General features: G+C 72.1%; 20 protein-coding genes. 11 read left to right on the plus strand and 9 right to left on the minus strand.

The window, feature by feature from the left end:
- Positions 1-211 precede the first annotated feature (211 nt).
- Positions 212-871, minus strand: a complete 660-nt coding sequence (locus AB0E07_RS24530) for a nucleotidyl transferase AbiEii/AbiGii toxin family protein (RefSeq protein ID WP_362255988.1) — start codon at positions 869-871, stop codon at positions 212-214.
- Positions 868-1,230, minus strand: coding sequence for a hypothetical protein (locus AB0E07_RS24535; protein WP_362255992.1), 363 nt, complete (start codon positions 1,228-1,230; stop codon positions 868-870). The genes AB0E07_RS24530 and AB0E07_RS24535 overlap by 4 nt, the downstream gene beginning before the upstream one ends.
- A gap of 699 nt (positions 1,231-1,929) precedes the next feature.
- On the opposite strand from AB0E07_RS24535, the gene AB0E07_RS24540 reads away from it, so the two are divergent.
- Positions 1,930-2,445, plus strand: coding sequence for an SRPBCC family protein (locus tag AB0E07_RS24540; RefSeq protein WP_362255996.1), 516 nt, complete (start codon positions 1,930-1,932; stop codon positions 2,443-2,445).
- Positions 2,446-2,495: 50 nt separating this feature from the next.
- Here the strand turns inward: AB0E07_RS24540 and AB0E07_RS24545 are convergent, their stop codons facing one another.
- Positions 2,496-2,789 (minus strand): hypothetical protein, encoded by a 294-nt coding sequence (locus tag AB0E07_RS24545; RefSeq protein WP_362255999.1) that lies wholly within the window; start codon positions 2,787-2,789, stop codon positions 2,496-2,498.
- Between the two features lie 232 nt (positions 2,790-3,021).
- On the opposite strand from AB0E07_RS24545, the gene AB0E07_RS24550 reads away from it, so the two are divergent.
- From AB0E07_RS24550 to AB0E07_RS24570, 5 genes are all read left to right on the plus strand, one after another.
- A complete protein-coding gene (locus AB0E07_RS24550; protein ID WP_362256002.1) occupies positions 3,022-3,936 on the plus strand; it encodes a diiron oxygenase in 915 nt (304 codons plus the stop codon).
- Between the two features lie 135 nt (positions 3,937-4,071).
- Positions 4,072-5,718: an FAD-dependent oxidoreductase gene (locus AB0E07_RS24555; protein WP_362256004.1), complete on the plus strand. Its 1,647-nt coding sequence runs from the start codon at positions 4,072-4,074 to the stop codon at positions 5,716-5,718.
- A 189-nt stretch (positions 5,719-5,907) separates the two neighbouring features.
- Positions 5,908-6,654: an alpha/beta fold hydrolase gene (locus AB0E07_RS24560; RefSeq protein WP_362256007.1), complete on the plus strand. Its 747-nt coding sequence runs from the start codon at positions 5,908-5,910 to the stop codon at positions 6,652-6,654.
- Between the two features lie 107 nt (positions 6,655-6,761).
- Positions 6,762-7,541 carry an alpha/beta fold hydrolase gene (locus AB0E07_RS24565; RefSeq protein WP_362256010.1) on the plus strand — a complete coding sequence of 260 codons (780 nt, stop codon included), beginning with the start codon at positions 6,762-6,764 and terminating at the stop codon, positions 7,539-7,541.
- Between the two features lie 248 nt (positions 7,542-7,789).
- Complete coding sequence (locus AB0E07_RS24570; RefSeq protein WP_362256013.1) at positions 7,790-8,269, plus strand: hypothetical protein; 480 nt, start codon at positions 7,790-7,792, stop codon at positions 8,267-8,269.
- Between the two features lie 30 nt (positions 8,270-8,299).
- Here the strand turns inward: AB0E07_RS24570 and AB0E07_RS24575 are convergent, their stop codons facing one another.
- From AB0E07_RS24575 to AB0E07_RS24585, 3 genes are all read right to left on the minus strand, one after another.
- Complete coding sequence (locus AB0E07_RS24575; protein ID WP_362256016.1) at positions 8,300-9,511, minus strand: MFS transporter; 1,212 nt, start codon at positions 9,509-9,511, stop codon at positions 8,300-8,302.
- 269 nt (positions 9,512-9,780) lie between these two features.
- Positions 9,781-10,848 (minus strand): membrane dipeptidase, encoded by a 1,068-nt coding sequence (locus AB0E07_RS24580; RefSeq protein ID WP_362256018.1) that lies wholly within the window; start codon positions 10,846-10,848, stop codon positions 9,781-9,783.
- Positions 10,845-12,164, minus strand: coding sequence for an amidohydrolase family protein (locus AB0E07_RS24585; protein WP_362256021.1), 1,320 nt, complete (start codon positions 12,162-12,164; stop codon positions 10,845-10,847). The genes AB0E07_RS24580 and AB0E07_RS24585 overlap by 4 nt, the downstream gene beginning before the upstream one ends.
- A gap of 145 nt (positions 12,165-12,309) precedes the next feature.
- On the opposite strand from AB0E07_RS24585, the gene AB0E07_RS24590 reads away from it, so the two are divergent.
- The 3 genes from AB0E07_RS24590 (at position 12,310) to fusA (ending at position 16,709) form a co-directional block, all read left to right on the plus strand.
- Positions 12,310-13,071: an IclR family transcriptional regulator gene (locus tag AB0E07_RS24590; protein ID WP_362256024.1), complete on the plus strand. Its 762-nt coding sequence runs from the start codon at positions 12,310-12,312 to the stop codon at positions 13,069-13,071.
- Positions 13,068-13,994 carry an ornithine cyclodeaminase family protein gene (locus tag AB0E07_RS24595; protein WP_362256027.1) on the plus strand — a complete coding sequence of 309 codons (927 nt, stop codon included), beginning with the start codon at positions 13,068-13,070 and terminating at the stop codon, positions 13,992-13,994. Before AB0E07_RS24590 ends, AB0E07_RS24595 begins: the two co-directional genes overlap by 4 nt.
- Before the next feature lie 639 nt (positions 13,995-14,633).
- On the plus strand, positions 14,634-16,709 hold the full coding sequence (gene fusA, locus AB0E07_RS24600) for an elongation factor G (protein WP_362256029.1): 2,076 nt from the start codon (positions 14,634-14,636) through the stop codon (positions 16,707-16,709).
- Between the two features lie 48 nt (positions 16,710-16,757).
- On the opposite strand, the gene AB0E07_RS24605 is transcribed toward fusA, so the two are convergent.
- A complete protein-coding gene (locus AB0E07_RS24605; RefSeq protein WP_362256032.1) occupies positions 16,758-18,056 on the minus strand; it encodes a cellulase family glycosylhydrolase in 1,299 nt (432 codons plus the stop codon).
- A 505-nt stretch (positions 18,057-18,561) separates the two neighbouring features.
- Between AB0E07_RS24605 and manA the strand changes: the two genes are divergently transcribed.
- Together manA and AB0E07_RS24615 are read left to right on the plus strand one after the other, a co-directional pair.
- Positions 18,562-19,767 carry a mannose-6-phosphate isomerase, class I gene (manA, locus tag AB0E07_RS24610; RefSeq protein ID WP_362256034.1) on the plus strand — a complete coding sequence of 402 codons (1,206 nt, stop codon included), beginning with the start codon at positions 18,562-18,564 and terminating at the stop codon, positions 19,765-19,767.
- Positions 19,768-19,924: 157 nt separating this feature from the next.
- A complete protein-coding gene (locus AB0E07_RS24615) occupies positions 19,925-20,881 on the plus strand; it encodes an ROK family protein (RefSeq protein ID WP_362256037.1) in 957 nt (318 codons plus the stop codon).
- Positions 20,882-21,163: 282 nt separating this feature from the next.
- Here the strand turns inward: AB0E07_RS24615 and AB0E07_RS24620 are convergent, their stop codons facing one another.
- A complete protein-coding gene (locus tag AB0E07_RS24620) occupies positions 21,164-22,192 on the minus strand; it encodes a LacI family DNA-binding transcriptional regulator (RefSeq protein WP_362256040.1) in 1,029 nt (342 codons plus the stop codon).
- A complete protein-coding gene (locus tag AB0E07_RS24625; RefSeq protein ID WP_362256043.1) occupies positions 22,189-24,606 on the minus strand; it encodes a glycoside hydrolase family 2 protein in 2,418 nt (805 codons plus the stop codon). The genes AB0E07_RS24620 and AB0E07_RS24625 overlap by 4 nt, the downstream gene beginning before the upstream one ends.
- Positions 24,607-24,811: the final 205 nt, after the last annotated feature.

The raw sequence follows: 24,811 nt of genomic DNA on the forward strand, positions 1-24,811 counted from the left end.
CATGCACAGCGAGCACGACGAGCAACGGATCCGGTTGTGTGAAGGAGCGCAGAAGGCCACGCTCCACTGTGGGGGTATCGCTCGGCTGCTCTGTACAGCCGCCGTGCCGGGTGGCCACCCGTCGTGGACGGCTCCGGGTTGCGACTACTGGCTACTCCGCATCCTCTCGTTGCAACGGCGGTAGAGGCGGGATGGGCACGGTGTTCGCCCCTCAGGCGTTCTCGTCATGGATCCGCGCACCCAGATCCTCCGCCCACTCCAGTGCCCACGCCTTGAGTTCGTCGATCTGGCGGGAGGTGAGCCCATACGCGGTGTAGTCCTCATCCTCGTACCAGTCCGCACCGATGAGCCGGTCCCGGAGGTCTTCGAGGCTGAACTCGTCGTGGGCGCGACGGCGGCCCAGGGATTCGAGATCGGCGGTGGAGCGGTGGCGGGAGGCAGCTTGGACGTCAATGAGGTCGCGGACGGTGCCGCGGTCGGCGAGGGCACGGACCTTGGTGCCGATCACGTCATCGAGGGAAAGAACGGGGCCGTAGGGGGTCTGGGCGGGAGGGGCCCAGAACGCCTCCTTGAGGACGTCGACCTCGCACTCCTCGCCGGTGTCCGGATCGGTGACTAGGAAACGGCCGCTGAGCGGATCGGTCTGGACGTGGGTGGTCCGCCATCCGCGCCCGCAGAGACCTGCTGTGAGTGAGGCGACGATCTCCTGCATCGGAGCGGGGTTCTCGGTGGCGACGTCGAGGTCGCGGCTGAAGCGTTCGACCAGGCCGTGGGCCTGCACGGCGTATCCGCCGGTGAGGACCAGAGGGTAGGGGGAGCCGAGGTCGAGGATGTCGGCGAGGAGACGCTCGTGGAGCGGAGTGAGCTTCACGCGGCGGTCGTGCCGGCCGGAGCGGTGCGGAGCAGCTCGGGGAAGGCGTCTTCCCAGACCTCGCGGATGTAGGGACTGATCAAGCGCCGCAGCACGGGCCACTGCTCGGTGAGCAGCCGGTGGTGCAGGAGGGTCACTACGTCCTCACTCAGTCCTTCGGCGAGGACGGTCCGGTAGAGCGTCATGCGGGACTTCGGACGGTCCAGGCTGTAGCTCGTCCGCCCGGACCAGACGATGTGAAGCGGCAGGTCCACGTTGCCCTCGACGGGGCCCGCCAGCTCTTGCAAGCGCTCGGGCAGTCGGCTGCGGTAGCGGTCGCGCAGTACCTCGGCGCGGGGGGCGGTGATCGTCGGGTCCATGCATCCAGTATCGCTGCTAGGAGCCGGCGGCATGGCGGGGTCGCCTGTCGTACCTACGGGTCGGGTGCCGCCCGGCCCTCCCTCGGACGCTCGTCATGGGCTACCCGTACACAGCCCGGGTGGCGTAGCAACGGGCTGCTCTGCCGACCTGGGACCAGCCCCGCTCGCGGGCGCGGGTGATCGTGGCACAGCAGGTCGGCACGACTTCCAGATAGTCCGCTTCTCCGGTTTTCCCTGCCACGTATGTCGCGTTCCCATGTCGGAGAAGGAAACGGGAAACAGCATCGATCGTCTTGTCCGCCCAGACCAGACTGCCGCACGCTACGTGCAGCGCCGACTCGGCCGATGGCGGGAGGGTTTGGAGGTTTCCGTGCCACAGCCGTCCACCGGGTTCGGAGAGGAGTTGAGGAAGCGGCGCCTGGAGGCAGGGCTCAGCCTCACCGCCCTGTCCGGCTTCGTGCACTAAGGGCGGTTTCCTTGTCGCCCTTCGAGTCGTGCGCCCGGGGCGGCGGTCCCCTCGCCCGCCGAGGACTTCGCGCCGGTCACCGGCCGACCCTCCCGACGACAGCACCCAGCCTACGCAGCGCCCCTCGAACCGTGCCGGTGAGGACCGTCACTTCGGTGGGTGGGTGCCATGATTGCTACCGCGCAGTAGCTTGGCGTACGGCATTTTCGTCCCGGGTGAGAGGCAGCGGCACCGTGACTCGACAGTTCACCGTGAGCGGCAGCATCGTCGTCGGCGTCTCCCCCGACGTCGCGTACCGCGCCGTGAGCCGGCCCGAGGAGATGGGGCGCTGGAGTCCGGAGAACCTGGGCACGGCCGGTGCCCCGGACGGCGGGCCGGCCGTCGTGGGCGGCACCTTCGTGGGCCGCAACAAGCGGGGGCCGTTCCGGTGGGTGACGCGGTGCACCGTCACGGCGGCCGAGCCGGGCCGCCGGTTCGCCTTCCGGGTCCACACGATCGGGCTCGGCAAGCCGCGGCTGCGGGGTCCGATCGCCTCGTGGGAGTACCGCTTCGAGCCGGCCGGCGACGGCACCCTGGTCACCGAGACCTGGACCGACGACCGGCGCGCCTGGCCCACGTTCGCGGCCAACCTCTTCGACCGGCTGGTCACTTCGGGCCGGACCTTCGCCGACTTCCAGACCCGCAACATCGAGGTGACCCTGCGGAACCTCAAGCGGGAACTGGAGCGCGAGGCGGACGCCGTCGCGTGAGCCCCGGGGCCGCCGCCGCGTGAGACGGCGACGCCCGCACGCATACCCCCTCACGGCATGTCGACCGACCAGTCCAGCCACCGTCCGCCCGGCGCCCGGAGTACGTAGAGCGACCGGCCGCCCGCGCCGTGGGTGCCTATCTCCGTGGGGAGTTCCACGCCCGCGCGCAGTTCGCGCTCGGTGCGGTCCGTGACGTCCAGGAGCAGCCCGTCGAGCGGGCCGCCCACCAGCTCGCCGTAGCGGCGGCCGGGTCGGGGCCCGGCGTCCTCGTGATCGGCGCCGTAGACGCGCCCGTTCATGATCTCCACCCAATCCGCCCATCCCGCCGAGCGCATCCCGTCCATGCAGGCCAGCATCGCACCCGCCACTGACAACGCCCCCGTGCGCCGAAGTCCGGGCCGGACTCTTACTTACTCGGGGGTAGGCTCAGCCGATTCCCTTGTTATACATTCCGTCTAACAAGGCTGGCGGCGGCTTCGGGACGCCCGTCGTCGCGCCCTGCCCGCCTGCAACGCACTGCACTGCACCGCACCCCACCGACGGAGCCGCTCCGTCACTCGACCGAGGAGTTGGAGCATGGCAAGCAGCACGGTCCGACCCGAGACGGAGCACGACACCGGGACCGGTACGGTCGCGGGCCGACTGCTCGACTCGGCCGCCACCCTCTCGTACGACCCGCTGGCCGAGGTGGACTGGGAGACGCCGCTGGACGAGGACTTCCACGGCGCCAGCCCCGAGTGGAGCACCCTGTACGGGACCGCCTACTGGAACGAACTCACCGAGGCGCAGCGCAAGGAGCTGACCCGGCAGGAGGCCGCCTCGGTAGCCAGCACCGGCATCTGGTTCGAGATGATCCTCCAGCAGCTGATCCTGCGGGACATCTACGGCAAGGACCCGACCGACGACACCGTCCAGTGGGCGCTCACCGAGATCGCGGACGAGTGCCGGCACTCCATCATGTTCGCCCGCGGCGCCAAGAAGCTGCGCGCTCCCGCCTACCGGCCGCGCCGGGCCGCGCTCGAACTGGGCCGGGCCTTCAAGACCGTGGCGTTCGGCGAGGCCGCCTACGCCGCGATCCTCGTCGCCGAGGAGGTCCTCGACGTCATGCAGCGCGACTGGATGCGGGACAAGCGGGTCGTGCCGTTCGTCCGGACCATCAACAACATCCATGTGGTGGAGGAGTCCCGCCACATGAAGTTCGCCCGCGAGGAGACCCGGCGCCACCTGGCGAAGGCGGGCCGGGTGCGCCGGCACATCCACGCCTTCGTGATCGCCGTCGCCGCGTACGTCATCGTCACGAGCATGGTGAACAAGGCGGTGTACGGCAACGCGGGACTGGACTCCCGGCGGGCGCTCGCCGAGGCCCGCGACAACGAGCACCACAAGGCGATGATGCGCTCCAGCTGCGCCGGCCTGATGGAGTTCCTCTCCTCGGCCCGACTGCTGACGAAGCCCGCTCTGGCCTTCTACAAGCGGGCCCATCTCATCTGACGTCTCGTCAATATCGGACCCCTCGTCAATATCTGACGTTTCGTCAATGTCGCTGCCCAGTGCGTCACTTCACCGGGCGGCGGCCCCGCCGTACCGACCGACCCACCGGCAGCGTTGCCGAGCAGAGCGGACACCATGACCTACGCGATCACCCAGACCTGCTGCGCCGACGCCACCTGTGTCGCCGTCTGCCCGGTCAACTGCATCCACCCCACCCCGCAGGAACGGGAGTTCGGGAGCACCGAGATGCTCCATGTCGACCCGAGGGCGTGCATCGACTGCGGCGCCTGCGCGGACGCCTGCCCCGTGGACGCGATCATCCCGGTGGACCGGCTCACCGGCCCGCAGCGCGCCTACGCGGAGATCAACGCGGCCTACTTCGCCGACACCCCGCTGCCCGAACCCGCCGACGGCAGCCCGAACTTCCACGCCTGGGACCGGCCCGCCTTCGACCGTGCCCTGCCCTCGGACTTCCGCCCGCTGCGGGTCGCGGTCGTCGGCACGGGGCCGGCCGGTATGTACACGGCCCAGGATCTGCTGCTGCACACCAACGCCGAGGTCACCCTCGTGGACCGGCTTCCGGTGGCGGGCGGCCTGGTCCGTTACGGGGTGGCGCCCGATCACCCCGGTACCAGGAAGGCGGGTGACACCTTCGCCCGCTTCCACAGCCACCCGCGGGTGCGGATGATGCTGGGGCTGCGGGTCGGCGAGCACGTGTCGGCGGAGGAACTCGCCGCCCATCACGACGCGGTGGTGTACGCCGTGGGCGCGTCCGACGACCGCCGGCTCGGCGTCCCCGGCGAGGACCGTACCGGCGTCCTGTCCGCTGCGGACTTCGTCGCCTGGTACAACGCCCATCCCGAGGTGGCGCCCGACGCCGTCGACCTGTCCGCCGAGCGGGTCGCCGTGGTCGGCAACGGCAACGTCGCCCTCGACGTCGCCCGCATCCTGCTCGGCGACCCGGCGGAACTGGCCGGTACGGACATCGCCGGGCACGCACTGAGCGCCCTGCGCCGCTCGGCCGTCCGCGAGGTCGTCCTGCTGGGCCGCCGGGGCCCGGAGCACGCGGCCTGCACCCGGCCCGAACTCCTCGCGCTGACCCAACTGCCCGGCGTGGAACTGGTCGTGGACGACCACGATCCGCGGGTGGGCGAGGCCATCGAGGCCGCCGGGCCGCGCGACACCGCCGCCGTGCTGCGGCTCACTAAGCGCGAGAGGGTCGACTGGTCGCGGCCGCCGGCCGAGGGGCGGCGGATCGTGCTGCGCTTCCACTCCGGGCCGACGGAGTTCGCCGGGGACGACACGGACGGCCTGCGCGCCGTGCGCGTCACCGGGGCGGACGGTGACCTCCTCCTCCCCGCCACGACGGCGATACGGGCCATCGGCTACCGGGGCGCTCCGGTGCCGGGACTGCCGTTCGACGAGACGAGCGGGACCGTTCCGCACGAGCGGGGGCGGGTGGCCGGGCTGCCCGGCACCTATGTCGTGGGGTGGATCAAGCGCGGCCCGTCCGGAGGCATCGGCGCCAACCGGACCTGCGCGGCCGAGACCGTCGGCACGCTGCTCGCCGACGCCGTCGAGGGCGCCCTGCCCCGGCCCGTCCCGTCGGCGAAGGCGTTCGCGCGCCTCGCCCGCCGCCGGGCCCCGCACCTGGTGGACGCCCGGGGCATGGCGGCCATCGACCGGGCCGAGCGCGCACGCGGCGAGGAGGACGGCAGGCCGCGGACCAAGCTGGCCACCGTGAGCGAACTCGTCACGGCCTCGCGGCGGCGCCTGCGTTAGCGCCCTGCGTCAACGCCTCCGCCAGTGCCTGCGTCAGTGCCTGCGTCAGTGCCTGCACCGGCGCCCGAGGAGCGCGGCGAACGGCGGAGTCACCGGTCGCGATGACTGGTGATTCTGCCGATCTCCCGGCGCACGCCCTCCCACGAATCTGGTCGGGTCCAGCACCCGCACCCCCGTTGGGAGAGCTCCATGAGCCGCCGTTCAGCACGTCGACTTACGGGCGCCGTCGCGGCCCTGACCGCCGCACTCGCCCTCTTCTCCTCGGCGACCTCGGCCGGCGCGGCCGACCGCGCGACCGCCTCCACCACCTCGACCGCCTCCACCAGTTCGGCCGCCGCCGCGCTGTCGACCAGCACCCCGGTCGTCTTCGTCCACGGGTACACCGGCAGCGCGTCCAACTGGACCACCGCGATGAGCGTCTTCCGCCTCAACGGCTGGTCCAGCTCCAACCTGTTCGCCTACGAGTACAACTCCTACGGCAACAACATCACCAACGCGCAGGGCCTGGCGACCTTCGTCAACAACGTGAAGGCGCGGACCGGCGCGAGCAAGGTCGCCATCGTCAACCACTCCATGGGCGGCCTCGTCAGCCAGTACTACCTGAAGGTCCTGGGCGGCAACACCAGCGTCAGCCACCTCGCCTCGATCGCCGGGGCGAACCACGGGACGACGTACGCGGGCGCCTGCCTGATCTACACGACCTGTCAGCAGATGTACCCGGGTTCGTCGTTCATCTCCACGATCACGGCGGGTGACGAGACACCGGGCAGCACCCAGTACGCCACCTGGTACTCGCCGTGCGACGGCATCATCATCCCGTACACCAGCACCCGTCTGACCGGCGCGGACAACAACTACGTCGCGTGCACGACCCACATCGGTTTCCTCGCCGACATCTCGGTGCTCGGCGAGATCGCCGACTTCGTCGCCTCCTGACCCGGGGGCCCCGGTCCGCCGACGGCACACCTCACCGGTGCCGTCGGCGGACCGGCCATGTCGTACGGACCAGCCCGCAGTACTTCTGGAAGGACCCGGAACGGATCATGCCGCAGTTCCACGCCGCCGACGGAACGGCCATCGCGTACAAGGTCTGGGAGCAGGACTCGGACCAGCCGCTGGTGCTGCTGCACCACGGTTTCATCGCCTCGGGGCTGACGAACTGGGAGCTGCCGGGGGTGGTGGCCGCGCTGACCGCCGCCGGGCGCCGCGTCGCGACCGTGGACGCCCGCGGACACGGCCTGTCAGGCAAGCCCCACGACCCCTCCCGCTACGGGGAGGCCCTGATGGCGCGGGACGTGACGGCCCTGATCGACCTCCTGGACGAGGAGCGGATCGATCTCGTCGGCTACTCGATGGGCGCGGTCGTCGCGCTGCTCACCGCGACCGACGATCAGCGGATACGCCGCCTCGTGGTGGGCGGGGTCGGGGCCGGGGTGGTGGAGTGCGGTGGGGTGGACACCCGGGTGGTCGACGGCGGCGCGCTGCGGCACGCCCTGCTGACCGAGGATCCGGCGTCGGTCACCGACCCGATGGCGGCCGCCTTCCGGGCCCTCGTGGACGCCACCGGCGGCGACCGGCCGGCCCTCGCCGCGCAGGCGGCGGCAGCGCACCGCGAGCCCATCGCCCTGACCAAGATCGACGCCGAGACCCTCGTCCTGGCGGGGCGCGACGACCCGCTCGCCACCCGCCCCGAGGCCCTCGCGGAAGCCCTGCCCAGTGCCACGCTGCGGCTGGTCGAGGGCGACCATCTCGCGGCACTGCGGGATCCCGCGTTCACCGAGGCACTGGTGGCCTTCCTCGACGGGCCCGCCGAGGAGGAGTAGCCGGGAGGGGGCGAGCCGAGGAGAGGTAGCCGTGAAAGGGCGAGCCGGGAAGAGGCGAGCCGAGGAGGAGCGGCCGGGGAGGGGCGGCCGGGAAGGGGCGAGCCGGGGAGGGGCGGCCGGGAAGGGGCGGCCGGGAAGGGGCGAGCCGGGGAGGGGCGGCGGCCACTACTCCGTTCGAGTGGTGGGTTCCGGTACGCGGTCGTAGCGTCGGGTGCGGGACATCCACCGGCGGACCTCCGGGAGCGGCCATGCACCTTCGCTCACGCGCACTCACGACCGCGGCCGCGCTCTGTGCGGTCGCCGCCCTTGCCACCGCGGCGGGCACGCCGTCGTCCGCCGCCGGGAGCGCGCAGAGCGCGCCGCCGACGCGCGCGGTGCAGGCGCCCGGTGACACCCCGGTGCTGGTGGACTGTCTGTGGCATCCGAAGGTCCGGCCCGCCGACTTCATGCTCGCCTGCGGCGACGGAAACAGCCGCCTCGCGTCGCTGAAGTGGTCCCAGTGGGGCGAGCGGACGGCCCGCGCCACGGGCGTGAACCACGTCAACGACTGCAAGCCGTACTGCGCGGCGGGCCGCTTCCACTCCTACCCGGTCACGGTCCGGCTCGACCGCCCCGAGCCCTGGAAGAAGAACCCGCGGCTCTCGCACTACACGCGGATCACCCTGACCTACACCGAGGGCAGGCCCGCCGGATACGCGGCCACGGTGTCGTATCCGCTGTGGAACTGACCGTGCCCCGCGCACCGGCCCGGCCGGCTACTACTGGGCGGTCGTGACCTGCTCGCTCCGGGGTGTGTCCTGGGAGGACGTGACCACCTCGGAGCGCTGACCGTCCCGGTCCGTGCGGCCCCCGACGAAGGCCAGACCCAGGCCCGCCACGCCGAGCGCGGCGCCCACCAGGGCGGGCGAGGACCAGCCCCAGCCCGCGGAGATGGCGAGACCGCCGAGCCAGGCACCGCCGGCGTTGGCGAGGTTGAAGGCGGAGTGGTTGGAGGCCGCCGCCATGGTCGGCGCGTCCTTGGCCTTGGACATCAGCAGGATCTGCACGGGTGTGGTGATGAGGGCGCCCATCGCACCGATGACGGTGATCGTGATCAGCGCGGGCACCGTGCTGTGGACGGTGAAGTAGAAGACGACCAGCGCGGCGGAGAGCAGGGCGAGGCCGCCGTAGAGCGTCGGGCGCAGGGCGCGGTCGGTGAGGGGGCCCGCGAGCAGGGTGCCGAGGGTCATGCCGACGCCGTAGAGCGCGAGGACCAGGGTGGTGGAGGAGTCGGACAGGCCCGTGAGCTTGGTCAGCATGGGCACGAGGTAGCTGTAGACGGCGAAGAAGCCGCCGAAGCCGACGACCGCCGTGGCCAGGCCGAGGAAGACCTGCTTGTTGCCCATCGCGCGCAGTTCGTGGCGCACGCCCGCCTCGGCGCCGCGCGGCTGGTGGGGTACGAACGCGGCGAGGGCCGCGAGGGCGATCACGCCGATCACGGCCACCGCCACGTAGGCGGCCCGCCAGCCCAGCTGCTGTCCGAGCGCCGTGCCGGCGGGGACGCCGACGATGTTGGCGACGGTCAGTCCGAGGAACATCCGGGACACCGCGGTCGCCGCCCGGTCCGGGGCGACCAGCCGGGACGCGACGACCGCGCCCACGCCGAACAGCGCGCCGTGCGGCAGCCCGGCGAGGAAACGGGCGGCGAAGAGCAGGCCGAAGTTCGGGGCGAGGGCGGACGCGACGTTGCCGATCACGAACAGCCCGGACAGGAGCAGCAGCAGGCGCTTGTGCGGGATGCGCGCGCCGATGGCGGTGAGCACGGGGGCGCCGACGACGACACCGAGCGCGTAGGCGGAGACGACGTTGCCGGCCTGGGGCACCGAGACGTCGATCCCGTCGGCGATCTGGGGCAGCAGTCCCATCGTGGCGAACTCGGTCGTGCCGATGCCGAAGGCGACGACAGCCAAAGCCAGGAGAGCCAGTGGCATGGCGCGGGGGAACCTTTCCGAGGTGGTGCAGGGCAGGGGCGGGTCGGGGCCGCGACGCTGCGACTCTCCCTGCCTGGCTTCGTCGCCCGGCGCCCCAGGGCATGGTGAGCCCGTAACGGGTGCAGCAGCAGCGCGGAAGCAGGCATTCCAAGATCTCGCCGCAGGTTGGCATGACCTGCGTCACACCCCCGCCGAAGCCCTGCCCCTGGTCCCGGTCCCGCCTCCGGTCCCGTTCCCTCCCCCGGTCGGTCCCCCGGTCGGTCCGCCGGTCAGTCCGCCCAGACGCGTCGCGCGTAGTCGAGGAAGTTCCGGCCCATGATCTTCTCGATCCGCTCGGTGGAGAAGCCGCGCCCCTCCAGCAGGCGGACGAGTTCCCGGAACTGGTCCACGCCGCGCAGGTCGACCACGAAGGGGTAGGTGTCGGCGCGCTCGCCCGCGGCGGAGACACCGGCCTGCTGCCGTCGGGCGACGTGCTCGGCGAGGTGGGCCCGGTAGGCGTCGAGGTCGTCGATGGCGGTGACCGGTCCGTCGGTGCCGATGCCGACGTGGTCCTCCCCGCAGACGTTCACGGCGTGCACGATGTGCTCGACGACGTCGGCGGCGCGCGCGTGACCGGTGGGGCTGAGGAACGGCATGAAGTAGATGCCGACGAACCCGCCGCGGGAGGCGACCAGCCGCAGTTCCTCGTCGGTCTTGTTGCGAGGCAGGTCGGTCAGCGCCCGGCATCCGGTGTGGTTGATCGACACCGGGACCGCGGAGTGGCGCGTGGCCTCCAGGCAGGTGCGCTCACCGCTGTGGGAGAGGTCGACCATGAGGTTGCGGTCGTTCAGGGCGTCGATCACCTCACGGCCGAAGGCGCTCAGCGCGGTGTCGCCGGGCGCCATCGAGCCGCCGCCGAGGTGGTTGGCCTGGTTGTACGTCAACTGCACCACGCGCACGCCGCGTTCGGCGAAGACGGCGACCCGGCCGACGTCGTCGCCGACGGCCTCCGCGTTCTGGAAGCCGTAGATGACGCCGACGCGGCCCTCGCGCGCCGCGGTCTCGATGTCGGCGACGGAGGTCACCTTGAGCAGGTCCTCGGGGTGCCGGGCGACGATGCCGTCCCAGACGTCGATCTCGTGCAGGGTGTGCTCGTAGGGCGGGAGGTCGCCCATGACGTAGCCGAGGGTGATGTTCACGGCGGTCAGGCCGGAGGCGCGGGCCTCGGTGAGGGTGCGCGTGTCGACGGTGAACTGTTCGCTGGTCGCGTTGAGTTCGCTCGCGGCGGCCTGCGACCGGGGGTCGTTGGGGTTGTCGAGCTGACCCAGTGCGTTGATGATCATCGGCAGGCCGGTCATCGGTTCTCCCGGGGGCGGTGGGCGGAGCGCGGGAAGCGGCGGCCCCGCTTGACGGTCAGGGTGATGGTGCGCAGATGGTCGATGTCGGCCAGCGGGTCGCGCGCGAAGACCGCGAGGTCGGCGAGCTTGCCCGGTTCGACGGTGCCGGTGAGGTCGCCGACTCCGGCGCTGCGGGCGCCGATCAGGGTCGCGGACCTCAGGACGTCGCGCTCCGGGATGCCGCACTGCCGTACCAGGAAGGCGAGTTCCTCGTAGAGGGCGGGGAAGGGCTCCTCGGGCGGGGTCTCGTAGTCGGTGCCGGTGGCGATCTCGACCCCGGCCCGGTGCGCCTGGGCGGTCAGGGCGATGGCCAACTCGTTGTTGCGGGTGGCGCGTTCGGTGGCTTCGGGGTCGTCACTGACGAACTCGCGGGAGGCGTACAGACCGGCGGTCGCGTCCAGGACGACGCCCCGCTCCCGCATCCGGGTGAACAGCTTCTCCAGCCGCTCGTCCGCCCCGGTGACCAGGGCCGCGTGGTCGACGGGCGGCTTGTGCCGGTATGAGGTCAGCGGCTCCGTCGCCGCCTCGTGGGCGAGGAGGGTCACGTGCGAGACGGCGTCCACGCCCGCCTCCACGACCTCGCCCGGGGCGGCGGGGAAGACGGCCGCGTGCGCCCACACCGCGATGCCCTGCCGGCGCGCCTCAGCGGTGATCGCGGCGACCAGCCCGGCGTCGAGGTCGGCGTACACCTTGATGGCGGACGCGTACGTCCCGCGGGCGAGGGCGACCGCGAGGGGCAGGTCGGTGGTGTCGGTGACGGCCTGCATCCAGGGGACCTCACCGGGCACCGCGCCCTGGCTGACCTGGTGGGTGCGGGGGTCGTCGAAGAAGCCGGGGCCCGCCATCAGCGCCGCGTAGTGGATGTCGGGGCCGGGGATCTCGCCGACGCGGGTGGCCCGGGCGAGGTCGCCGATCTGACGCAGGTCGTCGGCCATGTCCCGGATGCCGGTGACACCGCTGTGCACCAGACGGTCCAGTACGGCCTCGGCGGCGGGGCGGTCGGGCGGGGTGGCGAGGTGCTGGTGGGCGTCGATGAGGCCCGGGGTGACGAAGTGGCCGGTGAGATCGACGACTTCGGCGCCCTCGGCGAGAGCCTCGGCCTCCGGGTCGGGCACCACCGCACGGATCAGACAGCCGTCCACCACGATCGACATCCCGGAGCGGGGCTCACTGCCCGTCCCGTCGAAGAGGGTGACGCCCCGGTAGACCACCGTCGGACCCGTGCCCCGCTCCGGCGGCGCGTACGGCACGGCCGCCCCGGCACTGTCGCTCGTCATGAACACCGCTCCCTGTCAGGCTGCCCTGTTACGCTGTAGGTAACATCACTCTCGCTTACCGAAACAACCGGTACCCTACATCCGGATCCCGGCGGTGCACACGCCCCACCGGGCCGCTCTCGCCCGACGTTCCGGAAGGGTTTCGATGCCGCAAGCGCAGCGCACGGCCGTGGACAAAGCGCTGGACCTGGTGGAGGCGGTCGCCCGCGCCCCCCGGCCGCCCCGGCTCACCGATCTCGCCGACACGGTCGGACTGCACCGCGCCACCGCCTACCGGATCCTGGTGGACCTCGTCCGCCGCGGCTGGGTGCTGCGCGTCGACGACCGCTATCTGCCCGGTACGGCGGTGCTGCTCCTGTCGGCCCGCACGGCGCACAACTCGCTGACCACACTGGCCCGTCCGGTCCTGGAGTCCCTGGCCGCACGCACCGGTCTCATGGTCAACCTCCAGGTGCTGGAGCGCTCCGGTTCCCGCGTCGTCGACGTCGTACGGCCCGACCGGCTGGCGATGATCAGCACGCTGCTCGACGAGAGCCTCCCCGTCCACCGCTTCGCCGGACCGCTCGCCCTGGTGGCCGCCCTGCCACGGGAGGCCCGCGGACCCTATTTGGAGGCGGCCGTGGACGCCGGGCATCCGCTCGACGGCGACTCGGGCCTGCTCGCCGATCTCGCGCGCGCCGAGGCGGACGGCTTCGCCGCCGAGGACGGGCGCAACGACCAGCTCGTCGCCTCGGTCAGCCGCGCCGTCGTCCCCGCCGAGGGGGTGCCCGTGTGCGCGCTCACCGTCGTCGGGCCGTCGGCCGAGATCGACGACGACCGCCTCGCACGGCTCCGCGCCGACCTCGCCACCGCCGCCGACACGCTGGCGGCCGTGCTCTCCGGCACGCACCGGGAGGTCCCCGCGTGAGTGACGTCCTCGTCCTCGACCGGGCCGCCACGCTGGCCGCCCTCGATCCGGGCCGGCTCATGGACGCGGTCGCCGACGCCCTCGTCGCCGTGGCCCGGGACCGGGCGTCGGCGCCGCCGCGTACCGCGGCCCTCGCCCCCGCCGGACTGCTCGGCGCCATGCCCGGATACGTGCCCGGTCTCGGCCTCGCGGCGAAGCTGGTGTCCGTCTTCCGCGACCCCGACCGGCCCGGCCGCAGCAGCCACCGGGGGGTGGTCGTCCTGTTCGACCCCGAGGACGGCAGCCCGCTGGCGGTCCTGGACGCCGAACCGATCACGGCCTGGCGCACCGCGGCCTCGGCCACCCACAGCGCCCTGGCCCTGGCCGGGCCCGGACCGGTCGTGGTGGTCGGTACCGGTGCCCAGGCCCGCGCGCAGGTCTCGCTGCTGGCCGCGATACGGCCCGAGGTACCCGTCACCGTCGCGGGCCGCGACCCGGAGGCGGCCCGCGCGACCGCCGCGCTGCACCCAGAGGGCCGCGCCGCCGGGGACATCGAGAGCGCCGTGCGCGAGGCCGCGACGGTGTACTGCTGCACCGGCGCCACCAGTCCCGTGGTCCGCCGCGCCTGGCTGGCCCCGGGCGCCCATCTCAGTTCCGTCGGCGGCTCGCATGGTCCCGAAATCGACACGGAGACCGTCCGGGACGGTGACCTCTTCGCCGAGTGGCCCGGCGCCGCCGCGACCCCGCCGCCGTCCGGCGCCCACGAGTTGCAGGGGCTGCCGGCCGGCCACCGGGTCACGCTCCTCGGCTCGGTCCTGGCCGGGGACGCGCCGGGCCGCCGCTCCCCCGACTCCCTGACCGTCTTCAAGTCCACCGGCCACGCCGCCCTGGACGTGGCAGCGGCCCACGTGGTGCACGGCACGGTGACGGGCGGGGCGCGGTAGCCCTGGCCCAGCAGTGCGGGGCGGGACGGCGGTAGCCCCGGCCCGGCGGTGCGGGGCAGCGGTAGCCCTGGCCCAGCGGCACGGGACGGCCCAGCGGCGCAGAACGGCCCGCCGAGGTCGGGTGTTGCAACGGTGCTGCAACCTGGCGCGAGCCACAGTGGGGCCGGATGCGGCCCGGCCGCGTCCGCCCGCCGGGCGAACTCCCGGCCTCGTACTGTCGGCGGTACGAGGCCGGGGCCTACGGGCGCCAGCGTCCGTCCCTCGCACCCGGCCCCCGAAAATGGCGCGCCCCGCGCCCGCTCCCTCCCTACACTCTGGATACGCGTCCGCGCCCCAAGTGGCCGACGTGTTCCGCGTGTTCCGAGTTCCGATCGAGGGGAGGCCGACAGTGCGCACCGCCATCGCTGTCGTCGCCCCCTGGGCCCGGTTCGACGTGATCCTCGTGTCTTCGTGAGCCCGGTGCCCGCCGCGCGGCCGGCACTGGATGTCCCGGTCGAAGACCGTCGCTGACCCCTGCCCCACCACCGCCGCCCGGCCGTCCTGGCCCGCCGCGGTCCGGCACGGGTGCGCCCACCGTCGCCTTCGTCCGCCCATCGCGCCGCCTCTTCACCACCGACACACGAAGAAGGGCCTCAGGCCGTGCGTACCGACCTCACACCCCGCGCGCTCCAAACCGTCCGCAACCTCGGCATCCTCGCCCATGTCGACGCCGGGAAGACGACCGTGACCGAGCGGATCCTGTTCCTCACCGGTGCCGTCCACAAGCGGGGCGAGGTGCACGAGGGCACCACCGTCACCGACTTCGACTCCCAGGAGCGCGACCGGGGCATCACCATCTTCGCGGCGGCCGTCAGCTGCGACTGGGACGGCCACCGGATCAACCTCATCGACACCCCGGGCCACGTGGACTTCGCCGACGAGGTGACGCGTTCGCTGCGCGTCCTCGACGGCGCGGTCGCGGTGTTCGACGCCGTCGCGGGCGTCGAACCGCAGAGCGAGGCGGTGTGGCGGGAGGCCGACCGGCACGGTGTTCCGCGCCTGGCGTTCGTCAACAAGATGGACCGGGCGGGCGCCGACCTGGACGCCGCCGTGGCGTCGATCCGGGAACGGCTCGGCACCACAACCCTGGTGACACAGCTGCCGATCGGCCGCGAGGACGGATTCGAGGGCGCCGTCGACCTGGTACGGATGCGTGCCCTGGTGTGGCCCCGGGACACCGGCGCGTACGAGGAACGTCCGGTGCCCGAGGAGCTGCGCGCCGAGGCGTCGAGGCGCCGCCGGGCGCTGGACGAGGCCGTCGCCGAGCTGCATCCGCGGGCGTTGGAGGAGTACTGCGCGGACTCGTCGGTCTCCGAGGTGACGCTCCGCGCGGCGCTGCGCGAGCTGACCGGCTCGGGGGAGGCCGTGGTGGTGCTGTGCGGTTCGGCGTACCGCGACCGCGGTGTCGAGCCGCTGCTGGAGGCCGTGGTGGCGTATCTGCCCTCCCCGCTGGACGTGCCCGCCGTGCGCGGCACGCTCGACGGGACGGAACAGGAGCGGGCCGCCGATCCGGCGGCGCCGCTGGCCGCGCTGGCGTTCAAGGTGCAGGCGGCGCCGACCGGCCGGCTGACGTACCTGCGGATCTATTCGGGCGTCCTGCGGAGGGGGGACACGGTGCTGGACATGAGTGCCGGGCGTACCGAGCGGGTCGGCCGGATCCTGCGGGTGCAGGCCGACCGGCACACCGAGACGGACCTGGCCGTGGCCGGGGACATCGTCGCCGTGATCGGTCCGAAGTCCGCGCGTGCCGGTACGACCCTGTGCGCCCCCTCGGCGCCGCTGGTGCTGGAGCCTCCCGGCACGGCCGACCCGGTGGTCTCGGTCGCCGTCGAGGCCCGGCTCGGCCAGGACACCGACCGGCTGGCGTCGGCGCTGGCCCGGCTGGCGGAGGAGGATCCGTCGCTGGTGGTGCGTACCGATCCGGAGACCGGGCAGACCCTGCTGTCGGGTCTGGGCGAACTGCATCTGGAGGTGGCGGTGGAGAAGCTGCGTCGCGACCGGGGCCTGGAGGTCTCGGTCGGCCGCCCGCAGGTGTCGTACCGGGAGACCGTGGCCCGTGGGGTGACGGGACTGGTGTACCGGCACATCAAGCAGGACGGCGGGGCCGGGCAGTTCGCCCATGTGGTGCTGGACGTCGAGCCGTTGGACGCGGAGGAGAGCGAGGCGGGCTTCGTGTTCCGTTCGACGGTGGTCGGCGGCCGGGTGCCGCGGGAGTTCGTCCGCGCGGTGGAGGCAGGCTGCCGGGACGCGCTGGCGGAGGGTCCGCTGGGCGGCCATCCGGTGACCGGTGTGCGGGTGACGCTCAGCGACGGGGCCACGCACTCCAAGGACTCCTCGGAGCTCGCGTTCCGCGCGGCCGGCCGGTTCGGGCTGCGGGAGGCGCTGCGGTCCGGCGCGATGCTGCTGCTGGAGCCGGTCGCCGAGGTGACGGTGACGGTGCCCGAGGACTCCGTGGGGACGGTGCTGGGCGATCTGGCGGCGCGCCGCGGACGGGTGTCGGCGTCGACGACGCGCGGCGGTACGGCCGTGGTGACCGCGGCGGTTCCGCTGGCCGAACTCTTCGGCTACGCCTCCCGCCTGCGCGGACGCACCCAGGGCCGGGGCACGTTCACGACCCGCCCGGCGGGCTACGCGGAGGTTCCGCGGAGCCTGACGGCGCAGGCCGCCGAACGGTAGCCCAGGACGGGTCGGCCCCGCACTCCTCGGAGTGCGGGGCCGGTTCGCTCAGTGGTCGGCGGCGCTGCCGCGGACCACGCAGGACCTGCTGTTCTCCCAGCCCCAGCCGTCGCCGTCGGGGTCGGAGGAGGCGCCGGCGCAGTACGGGTAGCCGTTCGGCGCGGTGCTGCTGCCGCCCGAGTCGGCCGCGCCGCCCCGGACGACGCAGGACGCGCTGTTCTCCCAGCCCCAGCCGTCCCCGTCGGGGTCGGAGGAGCTGCTGTCGCAGTACGGGTAGCCGTTCGGCGCGGTGTCGTCGTCACCGGAGCCGTCGTCACCGCCGTCGTCCGAGTCACCGTAGATCGTCGCGGTCTCCGAGGTGGAGGAGATGCCGTTGGACCCGTTGAACAGACGCTGGCCCCAGGTCGTCAGCGAGTTCGCGTCGAAGTCGTTGACCAGGTCCAGGTACTCGACGCCGCTGCCGTTCCCGCTCCACGACCAGCCGAGGTAGCCGACGCCGAGGGACTGCGCGGTCGACATGATGGCGTCCTCGTTCGGGTCACCGTCGCTGTGCGCGTTGCCGAACTCGCCGACCACGATGGGCAGTCCGTTGGTGCGGAAGGTGTTGAGGTAGCTCGTCACCTCGGCGGCGGTGTCGTACACCCCGTACATGTGGATCGAGAAGATGGTGTTGCGGTCCGGGTCGGCGGCGAACACCGAAGAGGCGTTGTCGCGCATGGTGTTCGACCAGTCCTGGCCCCAGTTGGGGCCGTCCACCATCAGGGCGTTGTTGATGCCGGCGTTGCGCAGCTTGACGATGGCCTTCTTGGTGGCGTCGGTCCAGGCGGTGTAACCGGTGTTGCCGTAGGGCTCGTTGCCGATGTTGACGATGACGTAGTCCTCCTGGCCGGACAACGCGCTCTTGATGCCCACCCAGTAGTCCGCCGCCTTGTCGAGCGAGGTCGCGGCCGAGTCCTCGCCGTAGCCGGTGGTGTCGTGCACCTCCAGCACGCAGATGACCTTGCTCGCCTTGCACTGGCTGATCAGCGACGAGACCTCGGAGCTGGTCGTCTTCGTCCAGCGGTCGCCGCTGCCCAGCACGACGCGGACGGTGTTGGCGCCCTTCGCGGCGATGTCCGCGATGGACCCGGTCTCCTCCGGGTACCAGACATGCGCGTGGTTGACGCCACGCATCACGAACTCGTTGCCGTTGGCCTCGTACAGCCTGCCGTTGTTCACCCGCAGGCCGGTGGCGGCGGCCTCGGCGTCGTCGGAAGCGGCACCGACCAAGGACAACAGCAGACCCAGCACAGCGGTCAGCCCTACTGCGAGGGCATTACGGAATGTCTTCTTCCGTGGGTTTCTCATGTCACTCCCCTGAGAGTTGCGAACGGTGGGGCGTCCGACAGCCACAGACCGGTATCCGGTTGCGGTCGTCCGGCTCAGGACGCGGGCGGCGCATCTGACAACGTTGTCCAGCCTCAACAAGGCAGGACCGAGGCCACCCCTGACGAGCTGTCAGGAACGGACCGTGCATCAGTTCGCCGTGCCCATATGAGAGCACCGACCGTTTCGGTCATGTCAATAGGCGCGTCAGGCTCGTTTCATTTCTACGCGCGATGCATAGCGCATCGGAAGGTAAACAAAACTAAACCGGTTCTGTTTCCGTCGCAGTCGTTGCCCACCCCCGCCGACTCCCCTACATTGCCCGGCAGAACCCCCTATTCAGCCGCCCTTCGGCGGCAGCAGGGGGTAGCCCACAGGGGCACCTCGAAGCCCCTTCGGGACAGCGGTGCCCCATTTGTCTATACCGGTTTAATAACAAGGAGAACACTGGATGGGTAAACCATTGATCCCCGGATAACGTGACGACGTGGATCTACTGCAACCGATCATCAAGCCGTACGCCTGGGGATCCCGGGAGGAGCTGGCCCGCCTCCAGAACCGCGACGTCCCGTCCCCCGGACCCGAGGCGGAGCTGTGGATGGGCGCGCATCCGTCCGGACCCGCGGGCCTCACCCGCGACGGGCTGACACTCACCCTCCAGGACGTGGTGGCCCAGGACCCGGAACGGGAACTGGGCATGGACTCCGTGGCCCGCTTCGGCGCCCGGCTGCCCTTCCTGCTCAAGGTGCTCGCGGCCGATCAGCCCCTGTCCATCCAGGTGCACCCCGATCGGGCGCAGGCGGAGGCCGCGTACAAGGCCCAGGCGGCGGGCGGCGGGCAGGGCCCGTACGCGGACGACTGGCCCAAGCCCGAACTGCTCTGCGCGCTCACCCCCTTCGAGGTACTCGCGGGCTTCCGCACCCGCGAGGAGGCCGCCTCCGTCCTGGACGCCCTCGGCCTGGCCCGCCTCGCCCCCGTCTCGGCGCTGCTGACCGCGGGGACCGACGACTCCGCGCTCACCTTGGCCCTGCGGACCGTGCTGGAATGGCCCGCGGAGGACCGCGTGGCGCTCGTCGCCGAGGTGGTGGACGCCTGCGCGGGCAAGGCGGAGGAGCCCGGCGCGCACACCGGGGCCTACCGGGCCGTGACGCACATGGCCGTACATCATCCCGGGGACCTCGGCCTGGTCGCCTCGCTGCTGATGCGTCATCAGGTCCTCGACGCGGGACAGGCGTTGTTCATGGCGGCGGGCGGACTGCACGCCTATGTCAAGGGAGTCGGCGTGGAACTGATGGCCGCCTCCGACAACGTGCTGCGATCAGGACTGACGACCAAGGAGGTGAACGTTCCCGAGCTGGTGCGGATCACCGACCCCTCGGTGCGGGTTCCGGTCGCCGCTCCCCGCACGGTCGACGGCCCCGGACGCACCGAGGTGTTCGACTGTCCGGTCGAGGAGTTCGCCCTGTACCGGACGGAACCGACCGCCGAGGCCGTGCCGTTGTTGCCGTCGGCCGGACCGCGCGTCGCACTGTGCGCGGCCGGGGAGGCGGTACTGCGCGGGCCGGACGGCGAGCGTCTCACCCTGCGGGCCGGCACCTCGTGCTTCGTTCCCGACTCCGACCGGGGCATCACCGTGGAAGGCACCGGGACCCTCTTCGTGGCGGGCACCGGTCTCACGGTCCACCGTCCCTGACACCACCGTGGTCCGCCGTCGCGGCCCAGGGAATCCAGAAGGGCTGCGGGATACCGATACATCAAGGATGACAACGTTGTCTGACGCAGACGTCGCCGGCCCTTCTCCCTCCGCGGTCGACGACACCCGGACGCCGAACAGAGAAAAGAGCACACAGGTGTACGCAGCACTCGACATCGGCGGCACGAAGATCGCGGGAGCGCTGATCGACGACGCGGGCGCCCTTCTGAAGCGCGCGGAACTGCCCACCCCGGCGCGCGAGTCGACCTCCCGCCTGGCGGGCACCGTCGACGCCGTGATCGACGAGCTGGCGACCCATCCCGCCTGGGGCACCGTCCGCGGCATGGGTATCGCCAGCGCCGGGCCCGTGGACACGGCGACGGGCACGGTCAGCCCGGTGAACATACCGGCCTGGCGGGCGTTCCCCCTGGTCGAGTCCGTACGGGCGCATCCGATGCTGTTCGACGGCATCGATCCGGTGCTGATCGGCGACGCGGTGGCGGTGGCGGCCGCCGAACACTGGCTGGGTGCCGCGCGGGGAGCCGTCAACGCCCTGTGCATGGTGGTCTCGACGGGCGTGGGCGGCGGCTACGTACTGGACGGCAGACTGCACCCCGGCCCCACCGGCAACGCGGGCCACATCGGGCACATCTCCGTCGCCATGGACGGTCCGCCCTGCGCGTGCGGCGCACGCGGCTGCGTCGAGGCGTACGCCAGCGGAACCGCCATCGCCCGCCACGCGGTGCAGGCCGGCTGGACCCCGCCGCCGGGACAGGAACCGACCGCGGCGGCGGTGGCGGAGGCGGCGCGCGCCGGGGACGCGCGCGCCCTCGCCGCCTTCGACCGGTCCGCGCGGGCCCTGGCCGCCGCGATCGCCGGCAGCGCCACCCTGCTGGAGATCGAGGTCGCGGTGATCGGGGGCGGTGTCGCGCAGGCCGGGGACGTGCTCTTCACTCCCCTGCGGCGCCATCTGCGCGGTTTCGCCGTGCTCGACTTCACCCGCCGGCTGACCGTGCGGCCCGCCGCGCTGGCCCGGGACGCGGGTCTCGTCGGCGCGGCGGCGGCCGCCCGCGGACAGGTGCAGGAGGGAGCCGGGGTGTACGCCTCCAGGTGAGGGCAGGCCGTCGTGGGCCCAGGGTCAGAGACGGCCTGGCGCGCCCAGGGTCCAGGACGTCCGGCCCGAGCCGTGGCCGACCCCTCCCGCCACACCCCGCGACGCCACCCGCGGGCCCCTGCCCTCGCGGGACCGCCCTCCGGGCGACGACGCGAACGGGCGGGTACGACCGGGGGGCCGCGGCTCTCCAGCCACGGCCCCTCTCTGGGTTAGCCCGGTCGCCCGGTCGCCCGGTCGCCGGGTCGCCCGGTCGCCGGGTCGTTCGTTCCTCCGGTCGTCCGTTCAGGGACGAGGGGGCGCGGTGGACCCCCGCGGCACCAGCTGCGGTGTGGCCACCGGCTGGGACAGGGGCTCCTGTCCCGCGATGACGTCGAACAGCACCCGGGTGACCTGGGCGCCGAAGGAGTGCACGTCGTGGCTCATCGCGGACAGCGTCGGGTGGGTGAGCCGGCACAGCTGGGAGTCGTCCCAGGCCAGCAGCGACAGCTCGTCCGGGACGGAGACACCCATCTCCGTGGCCACGCCGAGTCCCGCCACCGCCATGATGTCGTTGTCGTAGACGATCGCCGTGGGCCGCTCCGCGGAGAGCAGCAGCGAGCGCGTCGCCCGTGCGCCCTCCTCGCCGGAGAAGCCGGTCTCGACATGCGTCCCGCGCTCCAGACCGAGGTCCGCCATCGCCGTCTCGACCGCCGCGGTCCGGATGGCGCTGTGCCCGAGGCCGGACGGCCCGCCCACCCGGGCGATGCGCCGGTGGCCCAGTGCCGCGAGATAGCGGACCGCCTCGCCGACCGCGGTGGCGTCGTCCGTCCATACCGAGGGGAAGCCGCCCGTCAGGCTCGGATGCCCCACGGTGACCGCGGGCAGACCGAGCCGGCGCAGCGGCTCGATGCGCGGGTCGTCCTCGCGCAGGTCGACCAGGATCGACCCGCCGATCTGGCGCTCGCGCCACCAGCGCTCCTGGAGCTGGGTCTCCTCCTCCAGCGAGCCCACCAGCCGCAGCAGCAGCGAGCAGTCGCGCTCGGCGAGCACGCTCTCGATGCCGGAGATGAACTCCATGTAGAAGGGCTCAAGGCCCAGCAGCCGGGCGGGCCGGCAAATGGCGAGACCAATGGTGTCGACCGCCTGCCGGGACAGGCTGCGCGCCGAGGAGTTCGGCGCCCAGCCCAGGTCCCGGGCCGCGGCGAAGATCCGCTCGCGGGTGGCCTCGGACACGCCCGGCTTGTGGTTGAAGGCCAGGGAGACGGCTCCCTTGGAGACCCCCGCGGCCGCGGCGACGTCCTTGATGGTCACCCGCTCACTGGGTGCGCTCACGCCGGTCCCACACTGAACAGGGCGGCCCGTACGGCGTTGGCGCCCGTCTCTTCTGCGCCGCGGACCTTCAGGCGCAGCCGCTCCCCGGGGAGCAGGGTGCGCGGACCGGTGTCACAGGTGGCGGCCGGACCGAGGCGGTCGGGCTGGAGCAGAAGGTCCCGTACAAGGGTGCGAGCAGTTACCACGACGTCGAGACTACCGTCATCGGAGCCGGTCACGGACGCCACGGTGACGTCGTAGTCGGGAGCCGGGTAGGCGAAGTCCTTGTCGGTCACGGGGAAGTGCAGGGCCCGCAGATCGCCCTCGTCGGCGACGAGGAACTCCTTGCCCGAGGTGGCGTCCGGCACCATTTCCCGTGGTACCGCGTGCCGGTGCACGGAGCGCGCGCCGACGACGACGTCCACGACGCCCTCCGCGACCACGGTGCCGTCGGCCCGCATCCGGCGCAGGGTCACCGACGCCTCCCACGGTTCGGCGGCCTGGTTGATCACCGCGACGGTGGGTCCGTCGGCGCCGGGGTGGAGGGTGAGCAGACGGTCGGCGTAGACCCGGCGCAGCTCGTGGTGGAGGGGCTTGAGGCGGCCGTCCCCGTCGATCGCGGCCCAGGAGCTGACCGGCCAGCAGTCGTTCAGCTGCCACACCACCGTGCCCGCGCAGACGGGCCAGTGCGAGCGCCAGTGCTCGATGCCGGCCGCGACGGCGCGCGCCTGGACGAGCTGGGTGAGGTAGTGCCAGCGGTCGAAGTCGTCCTCGGGCAGCGGGAAGTGGCGGGCCACCCCGCGATGGAGCTTGCCGTTGCCGTCCTCCGCCTTCTGGTGGTGGAGCATGCCGGGCGAGTCGGGCGCGAGCCGCTCGCCCGGGAGCGCGCGCCGGAGGGTGGCGAGGGCGGGCGGCCCCTGCCAGCCGAACTCGGAGACGAACCGGGGGACGTTCTCCCGGTACTCGGCGTAGTCCTGCCGGTTCCACACCTCCCACGAGTGGTAGGTGCCGTGCGCCGGGTCGTTGGGGTGGTGGTCCCAGGAGCCGGACCAGGGGCTGCCCGCGGTGTACGGGCGGGTCGGGTCGAGTTCCGCCACGACGCGGGGCAGCACCCCCAAGTAGTAGCCCTCGCCCCAGGAGTCGCCGTCGAGGGCCGGCTCCCAGTCCCAGTCGCGGAAGCCCCAGAGGTTCTCGTTGTTGCCGTTCCAGAGGATGAGCGAGGGATGCGGCATGAGCCGGACAACGTTGTCCCTCGCCTCGGCCTCGACCTCGCCCCGCAGCGGCTGCTCCTCGGGGTAGGCGGCGCAGGCGAAGAGGAAGTCCTGCCAGACCATCAGGCCGAGTTCGTCGCAGATGTCGTAGAAGGCGCGGTCCTCGTAGATGCCGCCGCCCCAGATCCGTACGAGATCGACGTTGGCGTCGACCGCCTGGGACAGGCGGGTGCGGTAGCGCTCGGGGGTGATGCGGGAGGGGAAGACGTCGTCGGGGATCCAGTTCACGCCGCGGGCGAAGATCCGGACGCCGTTGACGACGAGGGTGAAGCCCGTGCCCAGTTCGTCGGCGGAGCGGTCGATCTCGACGGTGCGGAAGCCGATCCGGCGGTGCCAGGAGTCCAGCGGGCCGCCGCCGGCCTCGCCGAGGGTCACCTCCAGCTCGTACAGGGGCTGCTCACCGTATCCGCGCGGCCACCACAGTGCGGCGTCGGGCACCTCCAGGGTCAGCACGGCCTGGTCGCCGTCGACCTCGGCGGTGGCTTCCACGCCGCCGACCGAGCCGTGGATCTCCAGCGGGCGCCCGGCGCCCCGCTCGCTGCGCTCGATGTCGACGCGCACCTCCACCCGGCCCGTGCCGTCCACGACGGTCACCACGGGGCGGACCTCGGCCAGCCTGGCGGTGGACCAGCGCTCCAGCCGGACCGGGCGCCAGATGCCCGCCGTGACCAGGGTGGGCCCCCAGTCCCAGCCGAAGCTGCACGCCATCTTGCGGATGTACTGGAAGGGCTCCGGGTAGACGTTCGGCCGGTCGCCGATCATCGTGCGGACGCGGTTGGCCTCGTCGTAGGCGGAGGCGAACTCCACGTTCAGATCGCCGTCGAGACCGGTCACGTCGAAGCGGTAGGTGCGGTGCATGTTGCGGGTGCGGCCCAGCTCGCGCCCGCCCAGCGTGATCACCGCGGCGGTGTCGAGACCTTCAAAGACAAGGTCGGTACGCTCATACCGCTCTGCGGAGGTTTCGGATGATTCGATACCTCGGCTGTAGGTCCAGGCACGTCGACCCACCCAGGCCGCGTCGCGCTCGTTCAGGCCGAGAAAGGGGTCCTCGATGGCGCCCGCGGCCAGCAGATCCGTGTGGACACAGCCGGGCACCTGCGCCGGCAGAGCGCTCCCCTCGTAACCGAGGTTCCAGCCCTCGGTGAGCTGGACGACTTCCTTCATGTGCGGCTCCTCTGGAGAACGGGCGGCGTCGTGCGTGTGACGACAGAGTCCAACCTAAGGCTGCTTATATGAACCGGTCTAGTCCCTACTGCCAACAAGAGTCAAAGCAAATCCCCAGGCCGGAGGGGTACACCATGCGAGCAAGGCGCCACCGCATGTAACGATTAAGTATCGCGGACATGCAGAAAGCTTTACCGGTTCATCA

This window comes from Streptomyces sp. NPDC048002 (assembly GCF_040653275.1).
GTDB lineage: Bacteria > Actinomycetota > Actinomycetes > Streptomycetales > Streptomycetaceae > Streptomyces.

Excerpts from the sequence above, each read along its gene's own strand:
- AB0E07_RS24575 (WP_362256016.1), bottom strand. The coding sequence starts at position 9,511 with ATGCCACTGGCTCTCCTGGCTTTGGCTGTCGTCGCCTTCGGCATCGGC.
- AB0E07_RS24585 (WP_362256021.1), bottom strand. The coding sequence starts at position 12,164 with ATGACGAGCGACAGTGCCGGGGCGGCCGTGCCGTACGCGCCGCCGGAG.
- AB0E07_RS24590 (WP_362256024.1), top strand. The coding sequence starts at position 12,310 with ATGCCGCAAGCGCAGCGCACGGCCGTGGACAAAGCGCTGGACCTGGTG.
- AB0E07_RS24535 (WP_362255992.1), bottom strand. The coding sequence starts at position 1,230 with ATGGACCCGACGATCACCGCCCCCCGCGCCGAGGTACTGCGCGACCGC.
- AB0E07_RS24570 (WP_362256013.1), top strand. The coding sequence starts at position 7,790 with ATGCACCTTCGCTCACGCGCACTCACGACCGCGGCCGCGCTCTGTGCG.
- AB0E07_RS24550 (WP_362256002.1), top strand. The coding sequence starts at position 3,022 with ATGGCAAGCAGCACGGTCCGACCCGAGACGGAGCACGACACCGGGACC.
- AB0E07_RS24560 (WP_362256007.1), top strand. The coding sequence starts at position 5,908 with ATGAGCCGCCGTTCAGCACGTCGACTTACGGGCGCCGTCGCGGCCCTG.
- AB0E07_RS24555 (WP_362256004.1), top strand. The coding sequence starts at position 4,072 with ATGACCTACGCGATCACCCAGACCTGCTGCGCCGACGCCACCTGTGTC.
- AB0E07_RS24545 (WP_362255999.1), bottom strand. The coding sequence starts at position 2,789 with ATGGACGGGATGCGCTCGGCGGGATGGGCGGATTGGGTGGAGATCATG.
- AB0E07_RS24605 (WP_362256032.1), bottom strand. The coding sequence starts at position 18,056 with ATGAGAAACCCACGGAAGAAGACATTCCGTAATGCCCTCGCAGTAGGG.
- AB0E07_RS24625 (WP_362256043.1), bottom strand. The coding sequence starts at position 24,606 with ATGAAGGAAGTCGTCCAGCTCACCGAGGGCTGGAACCTCGGTTACGAG.
- AB0E07_RS24565 (WP_362256010.1), top strand. The coding sequence starts at position 6,762 with ATGCCGCAGTTCCACGCCGCCGACGGAACGGCCATCGCGTACAAGGTC.
- AB0E07_RS24580 (WP_362256018.1), bottom strand. The coding sequence starts at position 10,848 with ATGACCGGCCTGCCGATGATCATCAACGCACTGGGTCAGCTCGACAAC.